At 40.3% G+C, this 26,018-nt stretch carries 27 protein-coding genes and 2 tRNA genes; 3 read left to right on the forward strand and 26 right to left on the reverse strand.

From position 1 onward, the window contains the following. Positions 1-158 precede the first annotated feature (158 nt). Entirely contained in the window at positions 159-344 is a 186-nt protein-coding gene (gene sda / locus ACZ5OK_RS12185; RefSeq protein WP_343837372.1) for a sporulation histidine kinase inhibitor Sda, read from the forward strand. Positions 345-374: 30 nt separating this feature from the next. Here sda and ACZ5OK_RS12190 read toward each other — a convergent pair whose 3' ends face one another. Both ACZ5OK_RS12190 and ACZ5OK_RS12195 read right to left on the reverse strand, forming a co-directional pair. Beyond that, positions 375-1,070 (reverse strand): abortive infection system antitoxin AbiGi family protein, encoded by a 696-nt coding sequence (locus ACZ5OK_RS12190; protein ID WP_343837374.1) that lies wholly within the window; start codon positions 1,068-1,070, stop codon positions 375-377. An 80-nt stretch (positions 1,071-1,150) separates the two neighbouring features. Further along, entirely contained in the window at positions 1,151-1,300 is a 150-nt protein-coding gene (locus tag ACZ5OK_RS12195) for a hypothetical protein (RefSeq protein ID WP_343837376.1), read from the reverse strand. 210 nt (positions 1,301-1,510) lie between these two features. On the opposite strand from ACZ5OK_RS12195, the gene ACZ5OK_RS12200 reads away from it, so the two are divergent. Continuing rightward, positions 1,511-2,719: a S8 family peptidase gene (locus tag ACZ5OK_RS12200; protein ID WP_343837378.1), complete on the forward strand. Its 1,209-nt coding sequence runs from the start codon at positions 1,511-1,513 to the stop codon at positions 2,717-2,719. A 155-nt stretch (positions 2,720-2,874) separates the two neighbouring features. Here ACZ5OK_RS12200 and ACZ5OK_RS12205 read toward each other — a convergent pair. From ACZ5OK_RS12205 to ACZ5OK_RS12265, 13 genes are all read right to left on the reverse strand, one after another. Beyond that, a tRNA-Arg gene (locus ACZ5OK_RS12205) sits at positions 2,875-2,948 on the reverse strand. A 1-nt stretch (position 2,949) separates the two neighbouring features. Continuing rightward, a tRNA-Gly gene (locus tag ACZ5OK_RS12210) sits at positions 2,950-3,023 on the reverse strand. Positions 3,024-3,141: 118 nt separating this feature from the next. Then, positions 3,142-3,660, reverse strand: coding sequence for a metallophosphoesterase family protein (locus ACZ5OK_RS12215; protein ID WP_343837381.1), 519 nt, complete (start codon positions 3,658-3,660; stop codon positions 3,142-3,144). A 6-nt stretch (positions 3,661-3,666) separates the two neighbouring features. Then, entirely contained in the window at positions 3,667-4,272 is a 606-nt protein-coding gene (locus ACZ5OK_RS12220) for an XTP/dITP diphosphatase (RefSeq protein ID WP_343837383.1), read from the reverse strand. Further along, positions 4,269-5,042, reverse strand: a complete 774-nt coding sequence (rph, locus tag ACZ5OK_RS12225; protein WP_343837385.1) for a ribonuclease PH — start codon at positions 5,040-5,042, stop codon at positions 4,269-4,271. Before rph ends, ACZ5OK_RS12220 begins: the two co-directional genes overlap by 4 nt. 184 nt (positions 5,043-5,226) lie before the next feature. After that, positions 5,227-6,330 carry a GerMN domain-containing protein gene (locus ACZ5OK_RS12230; RefSeq protein ID WP_343837387.1) on the reverse strand — a complete coding sequence of 368 codons (1,104 nt, stop codon included), beginning with the start codon at positions 6,328-6,330 and terminating at the stop codon, positions 5,227-5,229. Between the two features lie 130 nt (positions 6,331-6,460). Further along, the gene (racE, locus tag ACZ5OK_RS12235) at positions 6,461-7,255 is read right to left on the reverse strand and encodes a glutamate racemase (protein WP_343837389.1); all 795 of its coding nucleotides are present in this window, start codon (positions 7,253-7,255) and stop codon (positions 6,461-6,463) included. 36 nt (positions 7,256-7,291) lie between these two features. Then, the gene (locus ACZ5OK_RS12240) at positions 7,292-7,747 is read right to left on the reverse strand and encodes a MarR family winged helix-turn-helix transcriptional regulator (protein WP_343837391.1); all 456 of its coding nucleotides are present in this window, start codon (positions 7,745-7,747) and stop codon (positions 7,292-7,294) included. Between the two features lie 168 nt (positions 7,748-7,915). Then, entirely contained in the window at positions 7,916-8,140 is a 225-nt protein-coding gene (locus ACZ5OK_RS12245) for a helix-turn-helix domain-containing protein (RefSeq protein ID WP_044158440.1), read from the reverse strand. A 163-nt stretch (positions 8,141-8,303) separates the two neighbouring features. Continuing rightward, complete coding sequence (locus ACZ5OK_RS12250) at positions 8,304-8,747, reverse strand: acyl-CoA thioesterase (RefSeq protein WP_343837394.1); 444 nt, start codon at positions 8,745-8,747, stop codon at positions 8,304-8,306. Positions 8,748-8,827: 80 nt separating this feature from the next. Continuing rightward, the gene (sdhB, locus tag ACZ5OK_RS12255; RefSeq protein ID WP_343837396.1) at positions 8,828-9,592 is read right to left on the reverse strand and encodes a succinate dehydrogenase iron-sulfur subunit; all 765 of its coding nucleotides are present in this window, start codon (positions 9,590-9,592) and stop codon (positions 8,828-8,830) included. Between the two features lie 24 nt (positions 9,593-9,616). After that, complete coding sequence (gene sdhA, locus ACZ5OK_RS12260) at positions 9,617-11,371, reverse strand: succinate dehydrogenase flavoprotein subunit (RefSeq protein ID WP_343837398.1); 1,755 nt, start codon at positions 11,369-11,371, stop codon at positions 9,617-9,619. Positions 11,372-11,405: 34 nt separating this feature from the next. Further along, positions 11,406-12,020 carry a succinate dehydrogenase cytochrome b558 subunit gene (locus tag ACZ5OK_RS12265; RefSeq protein WP_343837400.1) on the reverse strand — a complete coding sequence of 205 codons (615 nt, stop codon included), beginning with the start codon at positions 12,018-12,020 and terminating at the stop codon, positions 11,406-11,408. A gap of 598 nt (positions 12,021-12,618) precedes the next feature. On the opposite strand from ACZ5OK_RS12265, the gene ACZ5OK_RS12270 reads away from it, so the two are divergent. Further along, positions 12,619-13,056 (forward strand): DUF2507 domain-containing protein, encoded by a 438-nt coding sequence (locus ACZ5OK_RS12270; protein WP_343837403.1) that lies wholly within the window; start codon positions 12,619-12,621, stop codon positions 13,054-13,056. 112 nt (positions 13,057-13,168) lie between these two features. Here the strand turns inward: ACZ5OK_RS12270 and rpsN are convergent, their stop codons facing one another. The 11 genes from rpsN to polX form a co-directional block, all read right to left on the reverse strand. After that, a complete protein-coding gene (gene rpsN / locus ACZ5OK_RS12275; RefSeq protein ID WP_343837406.1) occupies positions 13,169-13,438 on the reverse strand; it encodes a 30S ribosomal protein S14 in 270 nt (89 codons plus the stop codon). A 218-nt stretch (positions 13,439-13,656) separates the two neighbouring features. Next, positions 13,657-15,450, reverse strand: a complete 1,794-nt coding sequence (uvrC, locus tag ACZ5OK_RS12280; RefSeq protein WP_343837408.1) for an excinuclease ABC subunit UvrC — start codon at positions 15,448-15,450, stop codon at positions 13,657-13,659. Positions 15,451-15,626: 176 nt separating this feature from the next. Continuing rightward, a complete protein-coding gene (gene trxA / locus ACZ5OK_RS12285; protein ID WP_044158457.1) occupies positions 15,627-15,944 on the reverse strand; it encodes a thioredoxin in 318 nt (105 codons plus the stop codon). 218 nt (positions 15,945-16,162) lie between these two features. Continuing rightward, entirely contained in the window at positions 16,163-17,143 is a 981-nt protein-coding gene (locus tag ACZ5OK_RS12290; protein ID WP_343837412.1) for an electron transfer flavoprotein subunit alpha/FixB family protein, read from the reverse strand. Between the two features lie 41 nt (positions 17,144-17,184). Continuing rightward, positions 17,185-17,958, reverse strand: coding sequence for an electron transfer flavoprotein subunit beta/FixA family protein (locus tag ACZ5OK_RS12295; protein ID WP_343837414.1), 774 nt, complete (start codon positions 17,956-17,958; stop codon positions 17,185-17,187). A 21-nt stretch (positions 17,959-17,979) separates the two neighbouring features. Next, on the reverse strand, positions 17,980-18,750 hold the full coding sequence (locus ACZ5OK_RS12300) for an enoyl-CoA hydratase (RefSeq protein ID WP_425542178.1): 771 nt from the start codon (positions 18,748-18,750) through the stop codon (positions 17,980-17,982). Between the two features lie 18 nt (positions 18,751-18,768). Beyond that, a complete protein-coding gene (locus ACZ5OK_RS12305; RefSeq protein ID WP_343837418.1) occupies positions 18,769-19,350 on the reverse strand; it encodes a TetR/AcrR family transcriptional regulator in 582 nt (193 codons plus the stop codon). Between the two features lie 172 nt (positions 19,351-19,522). After that, positions 19,523-21,238, reverse strand: a complete 1,716-nt coding sequence (locus ACZ5OK_RS12310; protein WP_343837420.1) for a long-chain-fatty-acid--CoA ligase — start codon at positions 21,236-21,238, stop codon at positions 19,523-19,525. Positions 21,239-21,471: 233 nt separating this feature from the next. Further along, a complete protein-coding gene (locus ACZ5OK_RS12315) occupies positions 21,472-21,873 on the reverse strand; it encodes a DUF350 domain-containing protein (protein ID WP_343837422.1) in 402 nt (133 codons plus the stop codon). A gap of 24 nt (positions 21,874-21,897) precedes the next feature. Further along, positions 21,898-24,249 (reverse strand): endonuclease MutS2, encoded by a 2,352-nt coding sequence (locus ACZ5OK_RS12320; protein WP_343837424.1) that lies wholly within the window; start codon positions 24,247-24,249, stop codon positions 21,898-21,900. 8 nt (positions 24,250-24,257) lie between these two features. Beyond that, entirely contained in the window at positions 24,258-25,988 is a 1,731-nt protein-coding gene (gene polX / locus ACZ5OK_RS12325; RefSeq protein WP_343837428.1) for a DNA polymerase/3'-5' exonuclease PolX, read from the reverse strand. Between the last annotated feature and the right edge of the window lie 30 nt (positions 25,989-26,018).

Genomic DNA, 26,018 nt, shown 5'->3' on the forward strand with positions numbered 1-26,018 from the left:
CTCCCTGCTACGAGCCTTCCTTTCTTAAGTTTAAAATTATTTTGAACGGGAAGAACTTTAATAAGTATTTAGGCTGAATACAATTAAGAAATTTCTTTCTGTTAAAAGAGCCGCGAATATACGGGGAAGTCTTATAAATTTTACCGCTATTCGTAGGAGTGATACTTATTCGTTTTGCATTTTTAACAGATGAAAAATTATTGGATGCTTATCAAAAAGCAATAGAGTTACAATTATCCAGCCAATTTATTCAAATTCTGGAGGAGGAGCTTCAAAAACGGAATCTTAAACAACACACCAGTACTTTTAATATAAAAGTGGATTTTGGTGCGGTCGAGCAATAAAATTTGCTTGACCACCGCAAATCTATATGACTAAATATTTTCAATAAGATCCCAGCTTAGAACACTAATATTAAGAAACCCTTCTCCTTTTAGATATTCACTTATTTCATTCACATGATCTTTCGGTACAATAACCGCTTCGACATCCTCATTTGTAAATGAAAAATCATCCAGACACCTCCACTCTCTTTCGCCATAAAAGGAATCATCATAATCAGAATCAAAATGTGTCAGTTTCAGGAAGTTTACGAGTGGATTATTTTGATTGATTCCCAATAACTCCAGGAAATCCATCTGATTTTCAGTGCCTTTCTCTTTTACTTCTCTCTGAACTTGTTTCGGCTGCATTTTTAACATTTTAGTCGGATAAGGCTCAAAATATAATACAGGATGGAAATTTTCATGAATTTTCCTGGCATTAAATCCGATGGCATAATCACCATAATACTGACGGTGGAATACTAGATCCTTTAATGGGATGTCACAGACACAGCAAAATTCATCGGTTTCTACCTTTTCCAGAACCTTTTCGGTCGTCGTTGCCTGTAAAACCTTACTTTGAAGGATATTTTTTAAATTTCCCATTGCTCTTTCGGGATGTCTTAACGTAGTATTTTCCTTCACTTCTCTTAAACAACGGAAGTGATGCCATACCTCGGAACCATCCTTTGAAACAGGACCCCCGGTGAAGTGCCAGTAAATGTTGGAGTAAAAACGAGGTTTCATCTAATTCCCCTTTCTGTACCTTTCACCCTCATAAGCAAACAAAAGCATTAAGCGTCAATCAGCTTAATGCCCATTTCATTTCATTCTAATGTTTGAAGCGTCTCTTTAAACTGATTAAATTCTTCATCAGTCAGGTTTTCATTCAGCACCACAAGCAAATTATCATGCTGAATAGTCTTTGTTAAAATGCTGTCCGCTTCTCCTTCAAGGTTACCAAAATAATCTTTCATATCGTTTCACAATATACGGTAGCCTTTTTAGTATGACCAGAACCCAATAAAATACTCACCATTTATTAAATCAAACTTCAAGCCCAGAAATATAATAATATAGTGCAAAAGTTTCTCATTCGGCACGTGAAATTTTGAACCCTTTTTCCCAAAGGAATCAACACCTCTTTTTCAGAAATAGTTATGTATATTCTGAAAAGGAGGAATAATATGAAAAAGGTAATTTGGTATGCAGTAGCTGCGATTTTTGTTTTAACAGCTTTTCCCGTTATGGGAGCCGCAGCTGCAAGTGCAGAGACCCCTATTAAGGATAGTCAAAATTCTGTCCAGCCAGTAGGAAATGCAGGCGATTATGTCAAAGGGGAAGTCGTTGTTAAATTTAAGGAAAACACAACGAAAGAAAGACTGAAGCAAGTTGCAAAAAAAGCAGGTGCAAAAGTCGCCAAAGAAGAGGATATTGTAAAATCTCCTTTTAAAGTACTTAAAGTTGGCAATGTAGAAGCGGTAGTCAGAGCATTAAACAAAAATCCCAATGTCGAGTATGCAGAGCCCAATTATAAAATGAGTGCTACGTGGACTCCCGATGATACCTATGCAAACCCTTCCTATCAATATGGACTATTTACAACAAATACAGATCATGCCTGGGATATTGCCCGTGGAAGCAGTAACCAGGAAATTGCGGTTATCGATACTGGTGTAGATTATCAGCATGAAGATCTAAATAACAAAACAATCTTGGGCTATGACTTCGTTCAAAACGATTATGACCCAATGGATCGTAATGGACATGGCACTCATGTAGCTGGAACTGCAGCAGCGGAAACCAATAATGGAACTGGTGTTGCTGGTATGGCACCGGAAACTAATATTTTAGCCGTTCGTGTACTCGATTCAAGAGGCAGTGGTTCGCTGGCTGACATTGTGGATGGTATTCGTTATGCGGCAGACTATGGCGCTGAAGTCATCAATTTATCCCTGGGATGTAACTGTGATACCCAGGCTTTAGAGGATGCTGTCAATTATGCCTGGAATCAAGGTTCAGTAGTTATCGCAGCAGCTGGAAATGATGGCGTATCCACGACATTTGAACCTGCTTCCTACGAAAATGTAATTTCAGTAGCCGCTGTGGATAGCAGTAACCAGCTGGCAAGTTTCTCGAACTATGGATCATGGGTCGATGTAGCTGCACCAGGTGTTGACATTGCCTCTACAGTCCAGCGTGATGGCTATGCCTATATGTCTGGTACATCCATGGCCTCGCCACATGTTGCAGGTCTGGCAGGACTATTGGCAGGACAAAATCGAAGCCACTATGAAATTCGTTCGGCCATTGAAAACACAGCAGCCCCTATTAGTGGAACCGGCTACTATTTTGAACATGGCCTCATCGATTCTTACGCCGCTGTTAACTATTAATACTATCCTAAAACGGCCTCAACAGGTTATCCTGTGAGGCCGTTTTATGTCTCATGCTTACAGTGAAGTCCTATCAGACATGTGATCCAGGTTCAGAATAAAAAAACCTCAATCTCCTAACAAGCACTTTAAGAGATTGAGGTCTTTTTCGATAACGTCCCAGGAGAGATTCGAACTCCCGACCCACAGCTTAGAAGGCTGTTGCTCTATCCTGCTGAGCTACTGGGACATGGAGCGGGTGATGGGAATCGAACCCACGACATCAGCTTGGAAGGCTGAGGTTTTACCACTAAACTACACCCGCAACAGACAAAACCTATTATAAGAAGATTTGATGTTTATGTCAATAAGTTTTACGAAAAAAATTTTAAAAACCCTCTATCACCGGAGAAATTTCTCTCCTGGTGATAGATCGGTTTATATTATAAATGAATAGCTGTTGTGGCTTCAACTTCTCCCTGGAGATTTAAAAATTCAACCTGAAGCTCATTCTGTCTCTCCCATCCTAAGCGTACATAAGTGGGCGTTGTACCTGCAGCCCCGCCCCGAGGCTCACGAATACTTCCAGGATTAATAAATAACGTATCCTTTACTTTTTCAGCCCCTGCCAGATGAGAGTGTCCAAAGCAGGCGATATTGGAACCTGTTTCTTCTGCTCTGTACGAGAGTGGCATTAAACTAGTCTTAACCTGATAAAGGTGTCCATGGGTTACGAAAATCTTCTGACCATCCACCGATAATTGCGTGTCTTCAGGATAATTCTGATCAAAGTCACAATTCCCTCGAACTTTATAAAAGGAACTCATTTCCTCTGAATGATAATCAAGTTCTGAATCCCCGCAATGCACAAAAGCATCTGCTTCATGCTGATGACGTTCTTTAATCACATTCAATTCTTCGGTTAAGCCGTGACTATCACTGGTAATGATAACAACAGACAACGTCAATCACTCCATTATTTCATTCGTTTTCATGTAATCCAGCATCCTGTCAATCGCATGACGACGATGACTAATACGGTTTTTTTCATCTGGAGAAAGTTCAGCAAGGGTTCGATCCATATTTTCAGGATAGAAAATAGGATCATAACCAAAGCCGTTCTCCCCTTTTTCTTCAAATCCAATGTATCCTTCACAAGTACCCCGTTTTGCAATGGTTTCTTTTTCAGGCCGGGCTAACGCAAGTACACAAACAAAGCGGGCGGAACGTTCTGGCATCTCCACTCCTTTTAACTCCTCCAAGACTTTTTCAAGATTCTTCTGATCATTTTTTTCGAGTCCGGCATAACGGGCAGAATATACACCAGGACTCCCATTTAAGGCATCTACCTCAAGACCGGAATCATCACTCATCACAGGCAGTGAAAAGCGCTTTGAGATTTCTTCGGCTTTAATTCTGGCATTGGCTTCAAACGTATCCCCTGTTTCCTCAATTTCCGGAATGGTTTCGTCTAATTCAGGTAAACTGACAATTTCGATCCCGATGCTTGAAAAAATGTCCTTAAACTCAGCAGCTTTACCCTGGTTCCTGGTAGCAAGAATGACCTTTTTCATTCCTTCTTTTCCTCCTGAGGCGATTTTTGTTTTTTCAAAAGTTCTTCATGCCATTTTCCAACCGCTACCCGTTGAATTTCAAAAATCTCTTTTAAGCCGTCATCGGCCAGCTGAAGCATTTTATTCAGTTCCTCATATGTAAATGTGTCCTCTTCACCTGTTCCCTGAATTTCAACAAACTCACGACTGCCATTCATGACGATGTTTAAATCAACTTTAGCCTCTGAATCCTCACGATAACAAAGGTCAAGAATTTCTGATCCACCTGGTAAAATTCCAACAGAAATAGCTGCTAAATAATTGTTAATCGGAAATTCCTTGATGGATTTCGTTTCGATTAATTTTCCAAAGGCCTGAACCATCGCTACAAAAGCTCCGGTAATGGAGGCTGTACGTGTACCACCATCTGCCTGTATTACATCACAATCAATCCAGACGGTACGCTCACCGATTTTATCCAGGTCAACGACAGCCCTCAGTGAACGACCGATTAAACGCTGGATTTCCATTGTACGACCGGAAACCTTTCCTTTGGATGACTCCCTGATATTCCTTTGTTCAGTTGCTCTGGGCAACATGGCGTATTCTGCTGTAATCCAGCCCTTTCCCTGACCGCGTAAAAAGGGAGGAACACGATCTTCTATACTTGCATTACAAATGACCTTGGTATCTCCTACACTAATAAGAACGGAACCTTCCGGATGCTTTGTAAAATTGGTTTCAATATGTATTTTTCGTAGTTCATTTGCTTCTCTGCCATCTGTTCTCATTGAATTATCCTCCTTCTGAGACTTTACCTTATCATTTTACTCTTATAATAACAAATCTTAAATGGGCCATGCTTCTTCTGGTTTTCTTATCCACAAATCATTTATTTAATCATTTCACCGGCCACAAAAAAGAGGCTGATGACCAGCCCCTATCTGACATATGTTATTATATACATCTTTTGGATTAAATACCACTAGGTTCAGAAACATCCTCCCTGGTTACCGGCTGAGAATAGGCTTCACCGTTTTCATTGAATACCTGCTCTGTTCCCTCCACCTTGATTTGTACAGATTCTACGTTGGGATGCTCGGTTAATGTCAGCACAATAGAACTCAGTACCGGATCAGAAATCGTCTGGTTCTTCTCATCATTAAAGATCGACTTATTAAAGGTTAGCGCTAATACCCCATCCTGATTCACCGGCTTCTTCGTCAGCTCTACGTCATTCTGGAACACATTTACGAGACCTGTAAGTTCATAGTCAGGGCCTTCAACAAGCTGATTAATTACACTCTCATATTTGCTATCACTTTCGCCTTCTACTCTTGTTGTAACAGGAACATAATAATAATGCTCTTCCTGCTGGGCAGGGTAATAAACCGTCACAGACTCACTATTCATTAAATCCGCAACGTCCCCAACGTGTAAATTAATCCCATCTGAACGTGCATACCCATTACCAATCGGAGTACCATTGACAGGCATGACATTCTGTTCGACTCCATCTATTTGAAGTTTAATCCGATCGACCGAATCAAATTGTGTCAGGGTAAACGTCATTGCCTGAATAATTTTCAGTTCATTTTCTGCCTTATACTCTTTGAACTCTTTTGAAACGTCTACAACTAATGTACCATTATCCTGTAAATTCAGACTGTTGATGTTGGTACCAGCTGGTATGACAGCCTGAAAACCATTAGGCAGAATATCAGAGACCGGCCCATCCTTTACTAAGTATTCCAGGGTCTGTTTTGCAACTTCCTTTGAATCTGCCTGAGGAAGTGGTAATGTCTGCGAAACCACCATACCGTTCTCATCTATTAAATATAGTTCTCTGTTTGTTGTTTCAGTGGTTTTTGCATCTTTATTATTTGTTGTTTCCTCACTTTCCTTCTTATTTTCCGACGCTTCCTTTTTGTTCTCTGCATTATCTAAATCATTGACTGTCTGAACATTTTGAGGTGGATCCATCAGTTCCTCCAATGATTGTTCTCCCTGCAAACAGCCTGATAGCAGTACAATACTGGATGCCAATGCCGTTCCTATCCAGATTGATCGTTTTTGCATGCTTTTCCCTCCCATGATGGTTTGTACTATTATTTATACGAGCTATTTTTAAATTTAGACCAAAAAATATAGGGAAAAGCTTTGGATAATCAAAAAACTTCCCCAATGGTATGAGGAAGTTGGCTTATTCTTATAATTTAATACTTTGCACAAACGCAAGGGGATACCCGAACCATACTTTAGCGATCTGTTCAAAAAGTTTTAAATTACCAGTTGTGTAAAATTTATGCTGAGGAATGCGTTCCCCCTGATATAAAAGATTGTTGTAGGACAGAATCGTACTCACTTCTCTGGCAGTTTCATCCCCTGAAGAAATCACAGACACCTTTTCTCCCATCACTTCCTGAATGAGTGGCTTCAAAAGAGGATAATGGGTACAGCCCAGGATTAACGTATCAATATTCGTGTTTAACAGCGGTGATATAGAATCATAAACAGTCTGGCGGGCATTGTCCCCCTCCAATACCCCGCTTTCTACAAGAGGTACCAGAGCTGGACATGCTAAGCTGTATACATAAATGGATGAATTAATCTGTTTCAGCACATCTGGATAAGCTCCACTTTCAATTGTTCCTACTGTACCAATAATTCCGACGTTTAAATTATTGGTCGTTTTAATAGCGGCTCTGGCCCCTGGCTGAATAACGCCAATAACGGGGACCTCAAGCTCCACTCTTAGTTCCTCTAACACAAATGCCGTAGCCGTATTGCATGCCACAACTAACATTTTTATATCTGAATGAATTAAGTACTGAACCATTTCCCACGTATATTGTCTGACCTGTTCTTCCGGTCTCGGGCCATAGGGACACCTTAATGTATCTCCAAGATAGATAAATTCTTCTTTAGGCAATTGACGGATTAATTCCTTTGCAACCGTTAATCCTCCAACCCCAGAGTCTATAATTCCAATTGGTTGTTTCACAGTGAATCGCCTTTCTGTTCTGGATTTAAGATAATGCTAAGATTTATTCTGGTAATCAGAAATGTCATTATTTAATTGACTTAACACATTTTTTAATGTATGAACCTGATTCTGGTCATAGCTTTGTAAAACCTCTTGTAAATATTGCTGGCGTTTAGAAATAACTTCATCAATGATCGTTCTTCCTTTTTCCAGTAAATGAATCCGGACAACTCGACGGTCATTTGGATCAGGAACACGTTTAACAAGCTCACTTTTTTCCAGACGATCGACTAAGTCAGTCGTCGTACTAAAAGCTGAAAATAATTTTTTCGATAACTCGCCAATGGTTAAATCTCCTTCATCTAATAACCATTGTAATGCAATAAACTGTGGGGTTGTGATTGGATAATGTGTCAGAATTTCCCTTCCCTTTTGTTTAAGGATATAGGAAATATTGCGCAAATCCTTTTCTAAATGTGCAATCGTTTCTGCATCTATAGTTTTAGCCACTTCTTTTCCCCCTACATATTCGTCGACGTGCTTATGCTGTCACCCTAAACGGTCGCCTCCGCTTTTCTATTCTATTTTCTATGTTTTTTTTGAAAATATCAAGTTACGTTTTTGTTGCAGGTAGAAAAAGAGGCTGATGCCAAGGTGTCCCTGGATCAGCCTCAAAGTTTAAAGCTTTAACTCCCCCATGCGAAGGAGCTCGACAACTGCTTGTGAACGCCCCTTTACACCAAGTTTTTGCATTGCATTGGATATATGGTTCCGAACCGTTTTTTCCGAAATAAACAGCTCTTCAGCTATTTCTTTCGTTGTTCGGTCCTGAACCAGCAATTCAAAAACTTCTTTTTCCCGTTTTGTTAGTAGCTGCTTCGTGTTATAATCCTCATTATTCAATCGGGAACCCCTCCTTGCTGTACATGAGCCACAAGGAATAAGGGGAATTATTTAGTCACTGTATAGTATGTATATCGCAAAACTGCCGTGCCCTCATTTGAGCATAAAACCACGTATATTCAGAAAAATGGTCATATGTTTAAATGGCCATGAGAGCTGGATTTTATTTGTTTAACTTTTCCAGTTCCTTTTCCGTGAAAGGTACTGGCGTTCCTGAATCCGGATGAATCTTGACAATACGTCCACGTCCGGTGAAACACACGTCTTTATCCTGGTTGATTCCTAAGTAATGAATGTCGACAGAAGTATTTCCCACATGATTGGCCTTCACATACAATTTCAGTGAATCCGTAAAATAAATTTGTTTATGATAATCACATTGCAGATCCGCTACAACCGGGATTCCGTCCTGTGGATCACTCAAGTCCTGGAATACTCCAATATGACTAAAAAAAGCAATACGGGCTTCCTCAAAATAAATAAATGGGGACACATTATTCACATGCCCGAACATATCTGTTTCAGAAAAGCGAATTTTTACCGGAATATAAAAAGAGAACTCCCTCTGCCACGTTTCCTTAACTGATATATAATTAACCGTCTTCACATTCCTTCCTCCTATTACTAATAGTTCGTACGTGTATACAAATTGAGCCTCTTCTTAATAATAGAAGAGGCTCAAATCTATTAGTTGATGTTGTCACTGCCAAAAAAGCTCTTGAATGACTGCAGAGTTGCCTCACGGTTAAGGGCCGCAATGGATGTCGTTAATGGAATACCTTTAGGACAGGACTGAACACAGTTTTGGGAGTTCCCGCAGTTGGCCAGTCCTCCATCACCCATAATCGTTTCCATACGTTCACTCTTGTGGAACTCACCAGTTGGATGGGAGTTAAACAGGCGAACCTGGGACAATGGTGCAGGACCAATAAAGTTTGAATCACTGTTAACGTTCGGGCAAGCCTCCAGACAAACTCCGCATGTCATACACTTGGATAATTCATAGGCCCATTGACGTTTGCTCTCAGCCATACGTGGTCCAGGTCCTAAGTCATAGGTTCCATCGATAGGAATCCAGGCCTTTACCTTCTTCAGTGAATCAAACATACGACTGCGGTCAACAGCCAAATCTCTTACAACCGGGAATGTCGTCATTGGTTCCAGACGGATTGGCTGTTCCAATTGATCGACCAATGCTGTACAAGCCTGTTGTGGTTTGCCGTTAATTACCATGGAACAGGCACCGCATACTTCTTCTAAACAACCCATTTCCCAAAATACCGGTGTTGTTTTTTCCCCTTCTGCATTTACCGGATTTCGGCGGATTTCCATTAAAGCCGATATCACATTTAGATTTTTTCTATATGGAATACTGAATTTTTCTTCATATGGCTTAGAATCGGGGCTATCCTGACGAGTTATAATCAGATCAATCTTCTTTGTATCACTCATGGTTCTCCTCCCCCTAACTTATGCTTAATGTTTTTTCGTATAGTCTCTCTTTCTTGGCTCGATGAAGGAAACATCAACATCTTCATAATATAAGTCAGGTTGATTGTTTTCCGCATCATATTTTGCCATGGTGGTTTTCAGGAATTCCTCGTCATTACGCTCAGGGAATTCAGGCTTATAGTGTGCCCCACGGCTTTCATTACGATGATAGGCACCCTGTGTAATCACTCGGGCCAGCTGCAGCATGTTCTTAAGCTGTCTGGTAAACATTGCACCCTGGTTGCTCCAACGGGATGTATCATTGATATTAATATTCTCATAGCGTTCCAGCAATTCCTGGATTTTTTCATCTGTTTCTAACAGTTTTTTATTTTCACGAACAACCGTAACATTATCCGTCATCCATTCACCCAGCTCTTTATGAATCTGATAGGCATTTTCATTACCGCTGTTCATTCCCATAATTTTTTCAAAGTTCTCTTCCTCTTCTTTTACCTTCTGTTCAAAGAATTGAGAAGAAATTTCGTCTGCTGTCTTATCCAGACCTTCAGTGTATTCCACAGCATTTGGACCGGCAACAAGTCCACCATAAATAGATGATAACAGGGAATTTGCACCAAGACGGTTGGCTCCATGCTGAGTAAAGTCACATTCACCTGCAGCAAATACACCAGGGATATTCGTCATTTGGTTGTTGTCAACCCACAGACCACCCATAGAGTAATGAACAGCAGGAAAAATCTTCATTGGAACTTTTCTTGGATCGTCACCAACAAACTTCTCATAAATTTCAATGATTCCACCAAGCTTAACATCTAATTCCTTAGGATCCTTATGAGACAGATCCAGATAAACCATATTTTCCCCATTAATACCGAGCTTCTGGTTTACACATACATCAAAAATCTCACGGGTAGCGATATCACGAGGAACCAGGTTACCATAAGCAGGGTATTTTTCTTCTAAGAAATACCAAGGTTTTCCGTCTTTATAAGTCCAGACACGTCCACCTTCACCTCTTGCGGATTCACTCATGAGTCGTAATTTATCATCACCAGGAATAGCTGTTGGATGAATTTGAATAAACTCTCCATTTGCATAAATCGCACCCTGCTGATATAGAGCAGAAGCAGCTGAACCAGTATTAATAATAGAATTGGTAGATTTACCAAAGATAATTCCCGGTCCGCCAGTAGCCATAATGACGGCATCACCTTTGAAGGCTTTAATTTCATGGGAATGTAAGTCCTGGCCAATCACACCTCGGGCTACGCCTTCATCATCAACCATAGCTGATAAGAATTCCCAATTTTCATGCTTTGTTACTAAACCGTTTACTTCATGACGGCGAACCTGCTCATCTAACGCATAAAGCAGCTGCTGACCTGTGGTTGCTCCAGCAAAAGCTGTACGGTGATGCTGAGTTCCACCGAAACGACGGAAATCAAGCAATCCTTCTGATGTACGGTTAAACATAACTCCCATACGATCAAACATATGAATAATTCCTGGCGCGGCCTCACACATCGCTTTAACAGGAGTCTGGTTTGCTAAAAAGTCGCCACCATATACGGTATCGTCAAAATGAATCCAAGGAGAATCGCCTTCCCCCTTTGTATCAACGGCACCATTGATTCCACCTTGTGCACATACAGAGTGGGAGCGTTTCACGGGTACAAGTGAAAGGAGGTCAACGTGTACACCAGCTTCTGCTGCCTTTACTGTTGCCATTAGTCCAGCTAGTCCGCCGCCAACAACAACGATATTACGGTTACTCATAAAATTCACTCCCTGTTCAATAAAGATTCTTTCCTTAACTTACGAAAGCAAATAATGTACTTACACCAACATAGGATAAAGCTACGAATATAATCATGGTCACGTATGTAACAATACGCTGTGAACGTGGTGTAATGGTAAGTCCCCAGCTTACAAAGAAGGACCATAAACCATTAGCAAAATGGAATACTGCTGAAATTACACCAATAATATAGAACCAGAACATGAAAGGATGATCCAATATATTAACCATCATGTCAAAGTTAACTTCGGTACCATAAATCGCATGCGCAATTCTGGTTTCCCAAACATGCCATACAATAAAGATTAAAGTAATAATCCCGGTTATACGCTGTAAATAAAACATCCAGTTACGAAAATATCCATACCTTGATACGTTGTTTTTTGCTGTAAAAGCAATATAGACACCGTAAACCGCATGGAAAATGAGCGGAAGGTAAATAACGAAAATTTCCAGAACAAGAACAAATGGAAGGTTTCCCATAATTCCAGCTGCTGTGTTAAAGGATTCAGGACCCCATCTGGCAAACTGGTTTACCATTAAATGCTGAACCAAAAATAAACCTATTGGGATAACCCCTAATAATGAATGTAGTCTCCGATTAAAAAACTCACGATCCTGCGCCATCTTAACCCCCCTCAATTGATGAAAGTATTGTTTGGATCAAAAATAGTAAGTAAAGCGCTTTTATTTTTCCAAAAAAAATATATTTTCTGGAAAGTCCCCCTTCTCGCTTTAAAAAATCCTTTCATAACATTTAATATTTTACTCCTACCCATTCATAGCGTCAAGGAAACTTCTGGGTAAAGTCAAATTTATTCTAATTTTCCAGCAAATTTTATAAAGTGAAACTTCCATCAGTGGGAGTTTTCTCCATCCCCCACTGATTTGGCCGGCTGCGGCTCCCAGGTCAAGGCGGATATAAGCCAAAGCCATTCCGTGGCCAAACCCATGCCACTCCATGTCTTCGTCTTATCCCGCATGACCTAACCGGTCGCCTCCGCTTTTCTTGTTAGTTGAACTTATCAGAAATTTACTGGCCGTTTATCCCCCACTTAGTCTTGTTGGGTTACGCTCAAGTCTTGAAGTGGGGGTATTACGGCCAGTTAAAGCGTGATTAATTTCCGGAAATCCTTTCCATAATTGTAATGTTTTTTTACGAAAATATAAGTATTGCAATATTCATGAATCCCTATGATAATGATAATAGAAAGGGATGAGCACAGTGGGAAAAGAGAAATCTTTACTTCAAAATGAAAGCCTCAGAGACATCCAAATTCCCGCACTTGGGTTTGAAATGATGAGGCAGCTTACCATACCTGAAGTTTTAGGCGAGGATACCAGTTTTGTATTGTATTATTTGGGGAAAAAGTTAGCCAGACAATATCCATTACAGAAAATAGAGGATATTCAGGTCTTTTTTCATAATGCAGGTTTTGGTCACTTAAATCTGGTGAAGCAAAAGAAGAAAAAGCTGGAATTTGAATTGACAGGACCATTAATTGAAGAGCGCTTTTCCTATGAGGAGCCTGTTTCCTATCGGTTAGAAGCCGGGTTTATTGCCCAGCAGCTATCCTTAATCTTTAATGATGAAATCGAGTGTATTGATGAAGAAAACAGACGAAAGAAGCTGATTTCTTTTTATGCTGTTGAAACGATATGAAGTGAACCTTCACTAAGTGGGATTTTTCGGACGCTTTCACCTGAATAAAAAATCCATTTTAAAAGGCTGATTCAAATGGAACCATTGAATCAGCCTTTTTCCGCCTAAAGATTTACCAGCTTGCTTTTCTTACACCAGGAACCTGTCCTTTATGAGCATATTCCCTGAAAGCTATACGCGACATACCAAACTTTCTCATATAGCCTTTAGGACGACCGGTGACTTCACAACGACGATTGACACGTGTTGGGGAAGAATCCCTCGGAAGCTTACGCAGTGCCTCATAATCCCCCTTAGCTTTCAACTCTCTTCTAAGGTCAGCATATTTTTGCACCATCTCTTCCCGTTTCTTTTCCTTAACAATCTTTGACTTTTTAGCCAATCAGGTTACCTCCTTTATATTTAATCATTACCTGCAGTGAACTCATAAAAAAAGATCTATGCTATTTCATATAAATGCTTCATGAAGGAATACTTATTTATTTTATCGTAATCATTACGATTTGTAAATGGTAATGATTACATTTTACGAGTAATGTCCGCATCTTATACCAAGAAAAAAGTATCCGATCAAGCGGATACTGGAAATAAATTCATATATTATTCTGTTGAGTCTGCTTCTCCCGCCTGCAGTGCATCCAGAATTTTTTCTGCAACAGGGTGAGGTATCCCTAATTTTGTTAATTCCTCAATGTCTGCCTGACTTATATCATCAATAGACTTAAAATGACGGAGCAACAGGCGCTTTCTCTTTTGTCCAACTCCTTCTACTTCATCCAATTTGGATTGGAAAGAGCTCTTTCCTCTTAATTGACGGTGGAACGAAATGGCAAATCGATGTACCTCATCCTGAATTCTTTGTATTAAATAAAACGGCTGAGATTTTCTGTCCATATTCACGACTTCAGGAGGATCTCCATACAACAGCTCACTCGTACGATGTTTTTCATCCTTGGCAAGCCCGCATAAAGGTATATCCAGACCAAGCTCATTCTCCAGAACATCGAGAGCAGCACTCATTTGCCCTTTACCCCCGTCAATCAGAATTAAGTCCGGTAAGGGGAGATTTTCCTTTAAAACCCGTTTATATCTTCTTCTCACAACTTCTCGCATCGTATCGTAATCGTCAGGACCCTCTACTTCCTTAATCTTATATTTCCGGTAGTTCTTCTTGCTGGGGCGGCCGTCGATAAAGACAACCATAGCTGATACAGGGTCTGTCCCTTGGATATTGGAATTATCAAATGCTTCAATTCGATGGGGAGTTTCTATATTTAACAGCTCGCTAAGTCCTTCCACCGCCTTAATCGTTCTCTCTTCGTCCTGTTCAATAATAGAAAATTTCTCTTTCAAGGCAATTTTGGCATTTTGCATACTTAATTCTACAAGTTCTTTTTTTCTTCCGCGCATTGGAATTTTTACATGAATCTTCAGCAAATCTTCCAGTAATTCTCTATTCGTCCCAAGCGGAACAAGAATTTCCTTAGGCTTTGGATGATTCTGGTGAAGATAAAAACGGCCAATATAGCTCAAAAAAGTATCCTCAGGGTCATCAAAAAACGGGAATAAGGCTACGTCCCGCTCGATTAACTTCCCCTGCCGAATAAAGAATACCTGTATACACATCCATCCCTTATCATAATCATAACCAAAGATGTCCCGGTCCTGCTTATCATTAAGCGTCATTTTCTGCTGCTCCATAACAGCCTCAATATGCTCAATTAAATCCCTGTATTCCTTAGCTCTTTCAAATTCAAGGCTTTCTGAGGCTTCCTGCATTTTATTTTGAAGATCCTTCTTAATTTCACCATGTCCTCCACCCAGGAATCTGGTTATGCTCCGGACAATTTCTTCATTGGTTTCATCTGATACATGGAATTCACAAGGGCCTAAACATTGATGGATGTGATAATAAAGACATACCCGATCCGGCATTTTATTGCATTTTCGTAAAGGGTAGAGTCGATCCAGCAGCTTTTTTGTTTCACGGGCAGCGGAAACGTTTGGATAAGGGCCAAAATACTTCCCTTTGTCCTTTTTCACCTGTCGTGTAATTATAAGTCTTGGCTGTTTTTCAGCTGTTATTTTTAGGTAAGGATAGCTTTTATCATCCTTTAAAAGTACATTATACTTGGGATCATATTTTTTGATTAAATTCATTTCAAGGATAAGTGCTTCAATTTCTGATGACGTTACAATATAATCAAAATGGTCAATTTCCTGAACAAGCCGTTGGGTCTTCGTATCATGAGCCCCGGTAAAATAGGAACGAACACGATTTTTAAGCTTTTTGGATTTCCCAACATAGATAACTTCTTCATTCTTATTTTTCATTAAATAACACCCTGGCTGATCAGGGAGAACCGCTAATTTATCCTGAATGGCTTTATTCATTTTCGTACACTCCTAATCATTCACTACAGTTCCTATTATATTCTAATGGGAGATGTTTGAAAAATAACCTACTCATTCATACTCTGGAATACACATTAATATACTATAAAGCCGCCAAAACAAAATCCCCTGTCATTCACAAAAATGACAAGGGACAGTTCTCTGTTTATATCAGATTAAGATGCATGTTTATTTACAAGTTCAACTAGTGCTTCTTTAGGTTGATAGCCTACAACCTGGTCAACAACTTCTCCATCTTTAAAAAGAAGCAAAGTAGGAATACTCATTACTCCATATTTCTGAGCAGTTTCCTGGTTTTCATCTACATCTAATTTTACGATTTTTACTTTTTCAGACATTTCACTGTCCAATTCCTCCAAGACAGGTGCAATCATTTTGCAAGGTCCGCACCAGGTTGCCCAAAAATCTGCGAGTACGAGCCCTTCTGAAGTTTCCTGACCGAAGCTCTGGTCATTTGCATGTGCAATTGCCATTTTTCATTCCTCCTAGTGAAGCTTATTTCATTCATTTGTAAGTATATCACCTAGTAACTAATCATTGCCAATGGTTTGTTTGTTATTACTATTTCCATAAAAATATTGCTCATACACCTTTTTATGACAGCTGTTTTTCTGTTTTTCCATTGTTTTTTGTCAGGTAAAAATCATATTACAATGCCAGAAACCTTTAAGAAAGGCTCCTGGCATACAAATTATGCATTCACTTTTAGATTTTTGATTTCCTCTGTTAATTTAGGAACCACATCGAACAGATCGCCTACGATTCCATAGTCAGCTACGTTAAAAATGTTGGCTTCCGGATCCTTGTTAATCGCTACAATAACTTTGGAGTTGGACATCCCGGCCAGATGCTGAATAGCTCCGGAAATTCCACATGCGATATATAAATCCGGGGTTACAACTTTTCCTGTCTGACCAATTTGCAGGGAGTAATCACAATAATCTGCATCACATGCACCACGAGAAGCACCTACTGCACCGCCCAGTACATCTGCAAGCTCCTGCAGCGGTTCAAAGCCTTCTTTACTTTTTACGCCACGTCCACCTGATACAACTACTTTGGCCTCAGAAAGGTCGACTCCATCTGTCGTTTTACGCAACACTTCTTTTATTACAGTACGGAGATCTTTAATTTCCACGTCCTTGCTTGACACATCTCCGCTTCTGCTGTCATCCCGGTCAAGCGCTGCAATATTATTAGGACGGATGGTAGCAAAAATCATACCATCTGTCACAATTTTCTTCTCAAAAGCCTTCCCTGAATAAATAGGTCTGGTAAAAACAACATTATCCCCAGTTACTTCGATATCTGTTACATCTGATACTAAACCGCTTTCAAGCTTGCTTGCCAACTTTGGTGTTAAATCCTTTCCTGCAGATGTATGACCCATTACAATACCATCTGGATTCTCGTCGTCAATGACTGCCAAAGCAGCCTGGGCATATCCTTCAGAAGTATACGTTTCTAATTTTTCATCTTGCACCGTTACAGCACGATCTGCACCATGGTAAATCATTTCATTCGCAGCTTCATCTAAACCATCTTTGCCAAAAACAGCGGCTGTAATTTCACCGTCTTCACTGATTTTACGGGCGAATGCAATCGCTTCAAACGAAACATTACGAAGCTCACCATCACGAACTTCACCAAATACAAGGATATTTTTACTCATTATTTATTCCCCTTTCCGAAGATGTTCAGTTTTCAATTCTCTTATATCACTTTCGCGTCATTACTTAACAGATCTACTAATTCTTTCACCTGGTCATCTATTTCACCCTCAAGTATTCTGCCTGCTTCCTTTTCAGGAGGGAGAAATACTTCAATAGTTTTTGTTTTCGCTTCTACATCATCTTCATCCAGGTCTAAATCATCAAGCTCCAATTCCTCTAAAGGCTTTTTCTTTGCTTTCATAATACCAGGCAGAGATGGGTATCGTGGTTCATTTAACCCCTGCTGGCAGGTGACAAGCAATGGAACCGGTGCATCTACTTTTTCCACATCTCCTTCAACATCCCGTTCTATATGAGCGGTTTCTCCGTCAATTTCCAGATTTGTAATCGTTGTCACATATGGGATATCCAAACGTTCTGCTAAGCGTGGGCCAACCTGACCACTTGCCTGATCGATAGCGACATTACCGGCAAGTATAATGTCAGCATCTTTGTCATCAAAAAATGCTTCCAGAACCTTAACTGTTGTGTACTGGTCACTTTCCTCAACATCTTCTTCTGTATTAATAAGAACAGCTTTATCTGCGCCCATAGCAAGTGCAGTACGCAGCTGCTTTTCTGCATCTTCGCCACCAATCGTTACTACGGTGACTTCTCCATCATGTTCATCACGCAGCTGGATGGCCTCTTCAATGGCATACTCATCATAAGGATTGATAATGTATTCAGCACCTTCATCATCGATTCGTCCATCCTCAATAATGATTTTCTCTTCTGTGTCAAAAGTTCTTTTCATTAATACATAAATGTTCATATGATTACCTCCTCTAATCTATTAATCTTTAAAATTGGGCTTCCTTTTTTCAATAAAGGCCTGAATTCCTTCTTGAGCATCATCTGTTCCGAAAATCTGTCCAAATTGCTTCGCTTCTTCTTCAACCCCTCCCTGAAATTGAGAGGTATGTGCGTAAGGTAATAATTTCATGACAGCCTGAACAGATGGCCTACTTTTGTCTACCATTCTATTAACCAGGTTCTCTGTATATGACTCTAATTCCTCTTCAGAAACCGCATCATTGGCCAGCTGCCACTGAACCGCTTCTTCGCCACTAATTGGTGTACCTGTTAAAATCATTTCATAAGCTTTAGGTAAACCAACATAGCGTGGTAAGCGCTGGGTTCCTGCAAAACCAGGAATAATGCCAAGCGTTGTTTCCGGCAGCCCTAATTTTGCATTTTTCGTAACAACCCGGAGATGACAGGCCATGGCTAATTCCAGACCTCCCCCTAAGGCTGCCCCATGAATCGAGGCAATAACCGGAACGTGAAAGTGTTCAATTCGATGAAAGATACTTTGACCATTTCTGGCTAATGAAGCATGGTCCTCTGCTGTTTTTACTTGTGTAAATTCTTTAATGTCAGCACCTGCAGAAAAGAATTTCCCTTCCCCACGAATGATAACTGCCTTTACTTTTGGATCTTCCTCAATCTGATCCAAAGTCTGTGACAGCTCCTCCAAAAGCTTTGAGGAAAGGGCATTTGCAGGTGGACTATTAAAGGTAATAAATCCTTTATTCCCATCTTTCTGATAAGATAAATAATCCACCATTTCCGCCCCCTCTTGCTATTTTTTTAATCCATTCGTAATTAGATAGTGTACAGCATCTGCCTGTGAAATAAGATCATATTTCTCTTCCTTCATCACCCAATTCGTAACAACCTCGTCTAATGTGCCAAAAATCATCTGGCGTACGAGCTTAATATTTAATTCGGGATGAAAGAGGCCTTCTTCAATGCCTTCTTTAAGTATTTCGTCAATGACAGCCAGATATCCTTTTAAAACTTCATTAATTTTCTGACGAAGGTCTTTATTGGATTGCCTTAGCTCCAGCTGCGTTACAACAGCCAGATGATAATTATTAGCTAAGCGGCTGAAATGCATTTCAATAAGGGTACGAAGCTTTTCATCAGCATTAGACTTTTGCTCCGTATCCTCTTTAATCCTTTCAATGAAATTTCCCATTTTCTCCTGAAACAAGGAAACCAAAATATCTTCCTTGTTTCGAAAATATAAGTAGATTGTTCCATCGGCTACTCCTGCTTTTTTAGCGATTTTGGAAACCTGTGAAGCATGATAGCCATTTTCAGCTATAACTTCTACTGCTGCATCAATGATTTGTTTGTACTTTGGTTTGTTTTTTTTCATAATGTTCTCCTTCATTTAAGAAAAGTGCATGTGATTTCAACGTAATATTACTAGAATTACAAACACTTTTCAAAAAACTGAATGAATAGTCATTCATTTTAACTACATTTTAATTGCATTTGATTTCCATGTCAATAATAAGGGGAATATTTCTGTAAAGGTATGGTTCATTCTAAATGGACTGTTGTTTTTCCTGCTTTGCTTTTGCTTTATCTTCTTCAACTAATTGTCTCCTTAAGATTTTTCCAACTGCAGTTTTTGGCAATTCATCCCTGAACTCATATATTCGCGGCACTTTATAGGCAGCAAGGTTTTTCCGGCAGAACTTATCCAATTCCTCTTCGGTTACCCCGCTTCCTTCTTTTATGACAACATAAGCTTTTACCGTTTCTCCCCGGTATGGATCAGGAATCCCTGCAACGGTAGCTTCCTGTACGGCTTCATGTTCATATAACACTTCCTCAACCTCACGTGGATAAATGTTATAACCGCCCGCGATAATCATATCCTTCTTACGGTCAACGATATAGAAAAAGCCTTCTTCATCCATATAGCCCATATCTCCAGTGAACAGCCAGCCATCCTTTAATACCTGATTGGTTTCTTCCGGACGATTCCAATAGCCCTTCATAACCTGAGGACCTTTTACAGCCAGTTCGCCAACTTCATTTATCTTCATTTCTTCCATATTGTCTGCACTGTCAAAAATTTTCGCATCCGTATCAGGCCACGGGAGTCCAATACTTCCATTGACACGCTTATCCCAAAGAAGATTTGCGTGAGTAACAGGGGAGGATTCCGTTAACCCATAGCCTTCTACCAGTTTTCCGCCTGTTTCTTTTTCAAATTGCTCCTGTACTTCTACAGGTAAAGGGGCTGAACCACTAATGCAGGCTTTGATCGATGATACATCATAATCCTTAAGCTTGGGATGATTCAACAGACCAATGTATATGGTTGGCGCACCTGGAAACAAGGTTGGTTTTTCTTTTTCAATCGTCTTCAAAATTTCCTCAGCTTTAAATTGCGGGATTAAAATCATTTTTGTTGCCATCATGATGGATAAGTTCATAACGGCAGTCATCCCGTAGACATGGAAAAATGGAAGCACGCCCAGGGTTATATCTTCACCCTCCTTAATTTTATACATCCATTGCTGTGACATTTGTGTATTAGCAACTAAATTAAAGTGGGTAAGCATTACACCTTTAGGATATCCGGTGGTTCCTCCAGTATATTGGAGCAGGGCAATATCCTCTTTTGGATCTATCTCCACTTTTTTGACATCGCGTCCTGCCTCTTTTAATATATTTCCCCATTGATGTACATGACCTCCATAGCTGTTATGAGCAGGCTTTTCAAATTTTCCATACTCTTTTTTCTGGATAAATGGATAAGCCATGTTCTTAGGAAATGGAAGATAGTCTTTTATTCCTGTTACAATGATATGCTCTACATCTGTTTTATCCTTCACCTTTTTTACTCTTGGGAACAGAACGTCCAGACAGATAATCATCTTGGCTCCGGAATCTTTTAACTGGTATTCGAGCTCTCTTTCCGTATAAAGCGGATTCGTCTGAACAACAATTGCTCCGGCCATCATCGCTGCATAATAGCCAATGACTGACTGGGGTGTATTCGGCAGCATAATGGCTACACGATCCCCTTTTTGTAACCCTAATCCCTGTAAATAATTCGCTGTTTTTTCTGTCTGAAACAATAGCTGATGGAAGGTTAATTCTTTCCCCATAAAATGAAGCGCTTGCAGATTTGGGTACTTTTCCGTGGTGTTCTGAAGAAATTCATGGAGTGGTTTTTCGTCATAATCAATAGATGGAGCTATTTCCTCCGGATAATGCTGATACCATAACTTAGTATCCTTCCCCATTTAAAAACCTCCTTTTTTAATCTCCAACTCCTATTATATACAAATTGCAAGATAATTTAAAATATTTTCATTAAAAAAGAGATACACAAACCCGCGTTTGGTATCTCATCTCCTTATACCTATTTTTAACTGACAGATCTTTAGGCAGTTACGAGGTATACAACACCTACTGCAAGAAAGATTATCCCCACAATCATTAATACGATGGCTAATTGTTTCATCCTTGCCTCTCCTTAAATGATATTTGCTCCCACAACAAAAGATAAACCGACTGATATAATTAGGGAAATAAATCCGACGGCCCGATTGTCATTTTTAATTTCTTCATCGATTTTAAATGTTGGGGTTAAAAACTCATAAATAAAATATCCGATTAATAGCAGAACAAAACCGTAGATTCCCCAGCCGATACTTTCAGCCAGGGAGTCATTATGTTCAATTGAAAAGCGAAAGATATTTACAATCCCGAACATCTTCCCTCCAGTTGCCATGGCAACCGAAAAATTCCCTTGTTTGATTTCTTTCCAGTTATTATATTGGGTTACTAACTCAAAAACAGCCATGAAAACAATTAAACATAGTATGACTACACTGTAGCTGGCTGCTGTTTCCACTAATGGATTTTCCCAAAACATAATAGGTGTCCTCCTCATCCCTCGCTATCCAAGTTCCAGCACGGTAACACCTGATCCACCTTCACTCATTCCGCCTAAACGCTGGTCTGTAATGGATGGATGGCGTTCTGCAAATTTCTGTACACCCTTACGTAAGGCACCTGTCCCTTTACCATGAATAATGGAAACCCGGGGATAGCCTGCCAGCAAGGCGTTATCTACATATTTCTCTAATTCCTGTAAGGCATCCTCATAGCGTTTTCCGCGTAAATCAAGCTCTGTTTTTACGTGGTAGGTTCGGCCCTTCACACTGGTTGTCGGCTTTTCCTCTTTAGGTGGCTCCGGACGTTTAATGAACACAAGGTTCTCCCGTTTTGCCTTCACCTTCATCATTCCAAGCTGAACCTGATATTCCTTTTCACTGATCTTTTCAACAATGGATCCCTGCTGGTTCAAGGATTTAACCTTTACCTCATCTCCCGGCTCAAGCTCTTTCGTATCCTTCTGTTCGATTTCCTGCTTCTGATGACTGCCTGTTAAATTCACATTCGCTTCTGATAGCTGCTTTTTCGCATCAATTAATTCATGCTCTTTAATTTCAGCACTGTTTTTCATATTTTGTAATTTATCTATGATTTCTTCGGCTTCTTTTCTTGCCCTCTTTACTTCCTTTTCTGCTTTTTGTTCCGCCTTTTCCAGGAGCTTTTCTTTTCGCTGTTCAAATTGACGCCATTTTTCTTCTAACTCTTTTCTGAGCTGATAGGATTCTTTCAGGATTTCTTCTGCCTGTTCATAGTCTTCATCCGCTTTTTTACGAGCTTCTTCAAGTGAGGCAATCATATTTTCCACACTCTGTGAATCCTGTCCAGTCAGAGATTTAGCCTGGTTAATGACCTTTTCTTCTAAACCAAGTCGTCTGGAAATTTCAAACGCATTGCTTCGTCCTGGAACACCTAATAATAATCGGTAGGTAGGACGCAGGGTTTTTACATCAAATTCGACAGACGCATTCATAACTCCTTCCCGATTAAATCCGTACGCCTTTAATTCAGGATAGTGAGTAGTTGCTATGACTCTTGCTCTTCTGGAGATTACTTCATCTAAAATAGCCATTGCCAGTCCCGCCCCTTCCTGCGGGTCAGTCCCGGCTCCAAGCTCATCAAACAGGACAAGAGTCTTTTCATGCACACCTTTTAGTATCTCAACAATATTGGTCATATGAGAGGAGAAGGTACTTAAGCTCTGCTCTATGGATTGTTCATCGCCGATATCCGCAAATACATCATCAAACACAGCCAATTCACAGCCATCTAAAGCAGGGACCTGTAAACCCGATTGAGCCATAAGGGTACATAGGCCAATCATTTTTAAAGTAACGGTTTTTCCTCCCGTATTAGGGCCTGTAATAACTATGGAGGTGTATTCCTTGCCAATTTCCACATCATTTGGAACAACTTCATCCGAATCAATGAGGGGATGGCGTGCCTGCCTCATTTTTATATAACCCTGATCATTCATCGCGGGTTTAGCCGCATCCATTTCTTTACTGAACTTCGCCTTTGCTGCCAGGAAGTCCATTTTCTGTAAAACCTCGGTATTCTGTAAGATAAATCCCTGGTCCTCTGCAATCTGAGCTGATAATTCCTGGAGAATCTTTTCAATTTCCTGTTTCTCTTCCACCTTTGCCGCCTGCAATTTATTATTTGATTCTACGACTGATTGCGGTTCAATAAATAAAGTTGCACCGGAAGATGACTGGTCGTGGACAATGCCGCCAAATGAACCCCGATATTCCTGTTTAACCGGCAGCACATAACGATCATTACGAATCGTAACGATAGCATCTGACAGCATCTTACTTTTTGATTTTGTATATTGTTCCAGGCGGTCTCTGACACTGTTTTCATGAGAGCGGATTTTGGAGCGGATTGACCGCAGCTTTTCACTTGCTCCATCCATGACATGGCCATGATCATCAATACAGGACTTAATATTTCGCTCCAGTTCGTTCAAAACAACAATCTGCTCTGTTCGTTCTCTAAGAATTGGGAGGGCAAGCTCCTCCTCTTCAATATCTGCTATAAATTGCTTAAGGATTTTGCCGGCTCTCATCGTACTGGCGACATCCAGACATTCAAAAGCTGTTAGAATACCCCCGATATTTGCCCGTTTCACATGGGGGCGGATATCAAAAATTCCACCCAGGGGGATTTGCCCTTTCAGCCGTAAAACCTGTCTGGCTTCATCTGTTTCCTCCTGCCATCTTTGAGCCTCCGGGAGTTGATTCGACGGGTAAAGCTTCGATGCCTCTTCTTTTCCCAGGGACGATCCGGCAAAGCCTATGAGCTGCTCTTTGATTTTATCGAACTCAAGTGTTTTCAAGACTCTTTCATTCATGTTGCCATTTACTCCTTTAACGTTTTTCCGTCCGAAAGAAATTGAGCTAATTCTTCCGTTGACCATGTATTTAATACCGTTTCCGGCTTTAGTTTTCCTTTTCTTGCAAAGCTTACTCCAATCGACATATCCTCAAGCATAGTATAGCTGTGGGCATCTGTATTAATTGCAATACGGACACCCTCCTCCTGTGCTTTCATCAGCCAGTTCCAGGCCAGATCAAGCCGGTTGGGATTCGCGTTTAATTCCAAAGCTGTATTTGTCTTTTTTGCATATTGAATAAGCTCTTCATAGTCTACTTCATATCCGGACCTTTTGCCAATCAATCTACCTGTTGGGTGGGCAATTATATTTACATAAGGGCAATCCATGGCATTTTTCAGTCGCTGCATAATTCTGTCTTTGGATTGTGTGAAGCTCGAGTGAATGGAAGCAATAACAAAATCCATTTCTTTCAGGAAATCCTCGGAAAAATCCAATGTCCCGTCCGGCAAAATATCCATTTCGATCCCTGCGAACACATGAATATCATCATATTTTTCATTCACACGATTGATTTCCTCTCTTTGTTTCCGCAGCCGTTCTTCGTTTAGTCCATTTGCAACTCGCAAATATTTTGAGTGGTCGGTAATAGCAATATAGGAATACTCCTTTTCTCTCGCCCTGATTACCATTTCCTCCAGGGACTGGGCACCGTCGCTCCAGGTTGTGTGCATATGCAAATCCCCCTGGATATCATCCTGGGAAATCAGGGTAAGAGGCGCACGGGCTTCTTCAATTTCACCGGTATTCTCACGAAGCTCCGGGGGTATGAATTCCAGACCAAAATGATGGAAGAATTCCTCTTCACTATCGAAGGTGATAATCTCACCTGTTTCAACATTCTCCACGCCATATTCATTGATTTTTTCATTTTGTTCCTTAGCTAACTGACGCATGGAAACATTATGATCCTTAGAACCGGTGAAATGGTGCAGAGTGGTTGCAAATTCCTGAGGTTCAACAAGTCTGAAATCTACAGATACCTCATAGCCCTCATTTAAAATGACGGTTATCTTTGTTGTACCCGCAGCCTCCACATGCTCAATATGATCCAGCTTTAGCAGCTGTTCCTTCACTTTTTCAGGATGATTTGTTGCGATGATAAAGTCTAAATCTTTAATGGTTTCTTTATATCTGCGAATACTGCCGGCTCGTGAAAATTGAATGATATGCCCGAAAGACGCCAGCTCGTCCTCTATCCTTTCCACAATAGGAAGCATAAACACGATCGGTAATCTTTCAGGTCTTTTGGAGTGATCCTCCAAAGCCTTCAGTATTTTTTCTGCCGTTTTCTTTCCAAACCCACTTAGTCCTTCTACTTTTCCACTCTCACATGCTTCTTTTAAGGATGGGGCATCGACAACGTCCAGCTCCTGATACAGCTTGGCAAGCTTTTTGCCTCCAAGCCCTTGTAAATCCAAAAGCGGAATAAGGCCAGGAGGAACATCCGCTTCAAGCTGCCTCAATGTTTCAGATTGACCATTTTCAACGAACTCCTGAATAACTGCAGCCGTTCCCTTGCCAATCCCTTTCATTTTTGTAAAATCATCTATTTCTGATAGGGAACGATCGTCTGATTCTAAAGCCTGTGCCGCTTTTCGATAGGCTGAAATTTTAAACGGATTTTCTGCTTTTAATTCAAGATACACAGCAATCTTTTCAAGCAATTGAATAACCTGTTTTTTATTCACATTCATTTTTATCACCTACTTTTATCGTGTCCAGTA

The sequence above is a fragment of the Salinibacillus aidingensis genome (assembly GCF_055393355.1).

Coding starts and splice junctions, on each gene's coding strand:
- ACZ5OK_RS12190 (WP_343837374.1), bottom strand. CDS start 1,070: ATGAAACCTCGTTTTTACTCCAACATTTACTGGCACTTCACCGGGGGT.
- ACZ5OK_RS12195 (WP_343837376.1), bottom strand. CDS start 1,300: ATGAAAGATTATTTTGGTAACCTTGAAGGAGAAGCGGACAGCATTTTA.
- ACZ5OK_RS12200 (WP_343837378.1), top strand. CDS start 1,511: ATGAAAAAGGTAATTTGGTATGCAGTAGCTGCGATTTTTGTTTTAACA.
- ACZ5OK_RS12220 (WP_343837383.1), bottom strand. CDS start 4,272: ATGAAAAAGGTCATTCTTGCTACCAGGAACCAGGGTAAAGCTGCTGAG.
- rph (WP_343837385.1), bottom strand. CDS start 5,042: ATGAGAACAGATGGCAGAGAAGCAAATGAACTACGAAAAATACATATT.
- ACZ5OK_RS12230 (WP_343837387.1), bottom strand. CDS start 6,330: ATGCAAAAACGATCAATCTGGATAGGAACGGCATTGGCATCCAGTATT.
- sdhB (WP_343837396.1), bottom strand. CDS start 9,592: ATGAGTGATACAAAGAAGATTGATCTGATTATAACTCGTCAGGATAGC.
- sdhA (WP_343837398.1), bottom strand. CDS start 11,371: ATGAGTAACCGTAATATCGTTGTTGTTGGCGGCGGACTAGCTGGACTA.
- ACZ5OK_RS12265 (WP_343837400.1), bottom strand. CDS start 12,020: ATGGCGCAGGATCGTGAGTTTTTTAATCGGAGACTACATTCATTATTA.
- uvrC (WP_343837408.1), bottom strand. CDS start 15,450: ATGAATAAAGCCATTCAGGATAAATTAGCGGTTCTCCCTGATCAGCCA.
- trxA (WP_044158457.1), bottom strand. CDS start 15,944: ATGGCAATTGCACATGCAAATGACCAGAGCTTCGGTCAGGAAACTTCA.
- ACZ5OK_RS12290 (WP_343837412.1), bottom strand. CDS start 17,143: ATGAGTAAAAATATCCTTGTATTTGGTGAAGTTCGTGATGGTGAGCTT.
- ACZ5OK_RS12295 (WP_343837414.1), bottom strand. CDS start 17,958: ATGAACATTTATGTATTAATGAAAAGAACTTTTGACACAGAAGAGAAA.
- ACZ5OK_RS12305 (WP_343837418.1), bottom strand. CDS start 19,350: ATGAAAAAAAACAAACCAAAGTACAAACAAATCATTGATGCAGCAGTA.
- ACZ5OK_RS12310 (WP_343837420.1), bottom strand. CDS start 21,238: ATGGGGAAGGATACTAAGTTATGGTATCAGCATTATCCGGAGGAAATA.
- ACZ5OK_RS12315 (WP_343837422.1), bottom strand. CDS start 21,873: ATGTTTTGGGAAAATCCATTAGTGGAAACAGCAGCCAGCTACAGTGTA.
- ACZ5OK_RS12320 (WP_343837424.1), bottom strand. CDS start 24,249: ATGAATGAAAGAGTCTTGAAAACACTTGAGTTCGATAAAATCAAAGAG.
- polX (WP_343837428.1), bottom strand. CDS start 25,988: ATGAATGTGAATAAAAAACAGGTTATTCAATTGCTTGAAAAGATTGCT.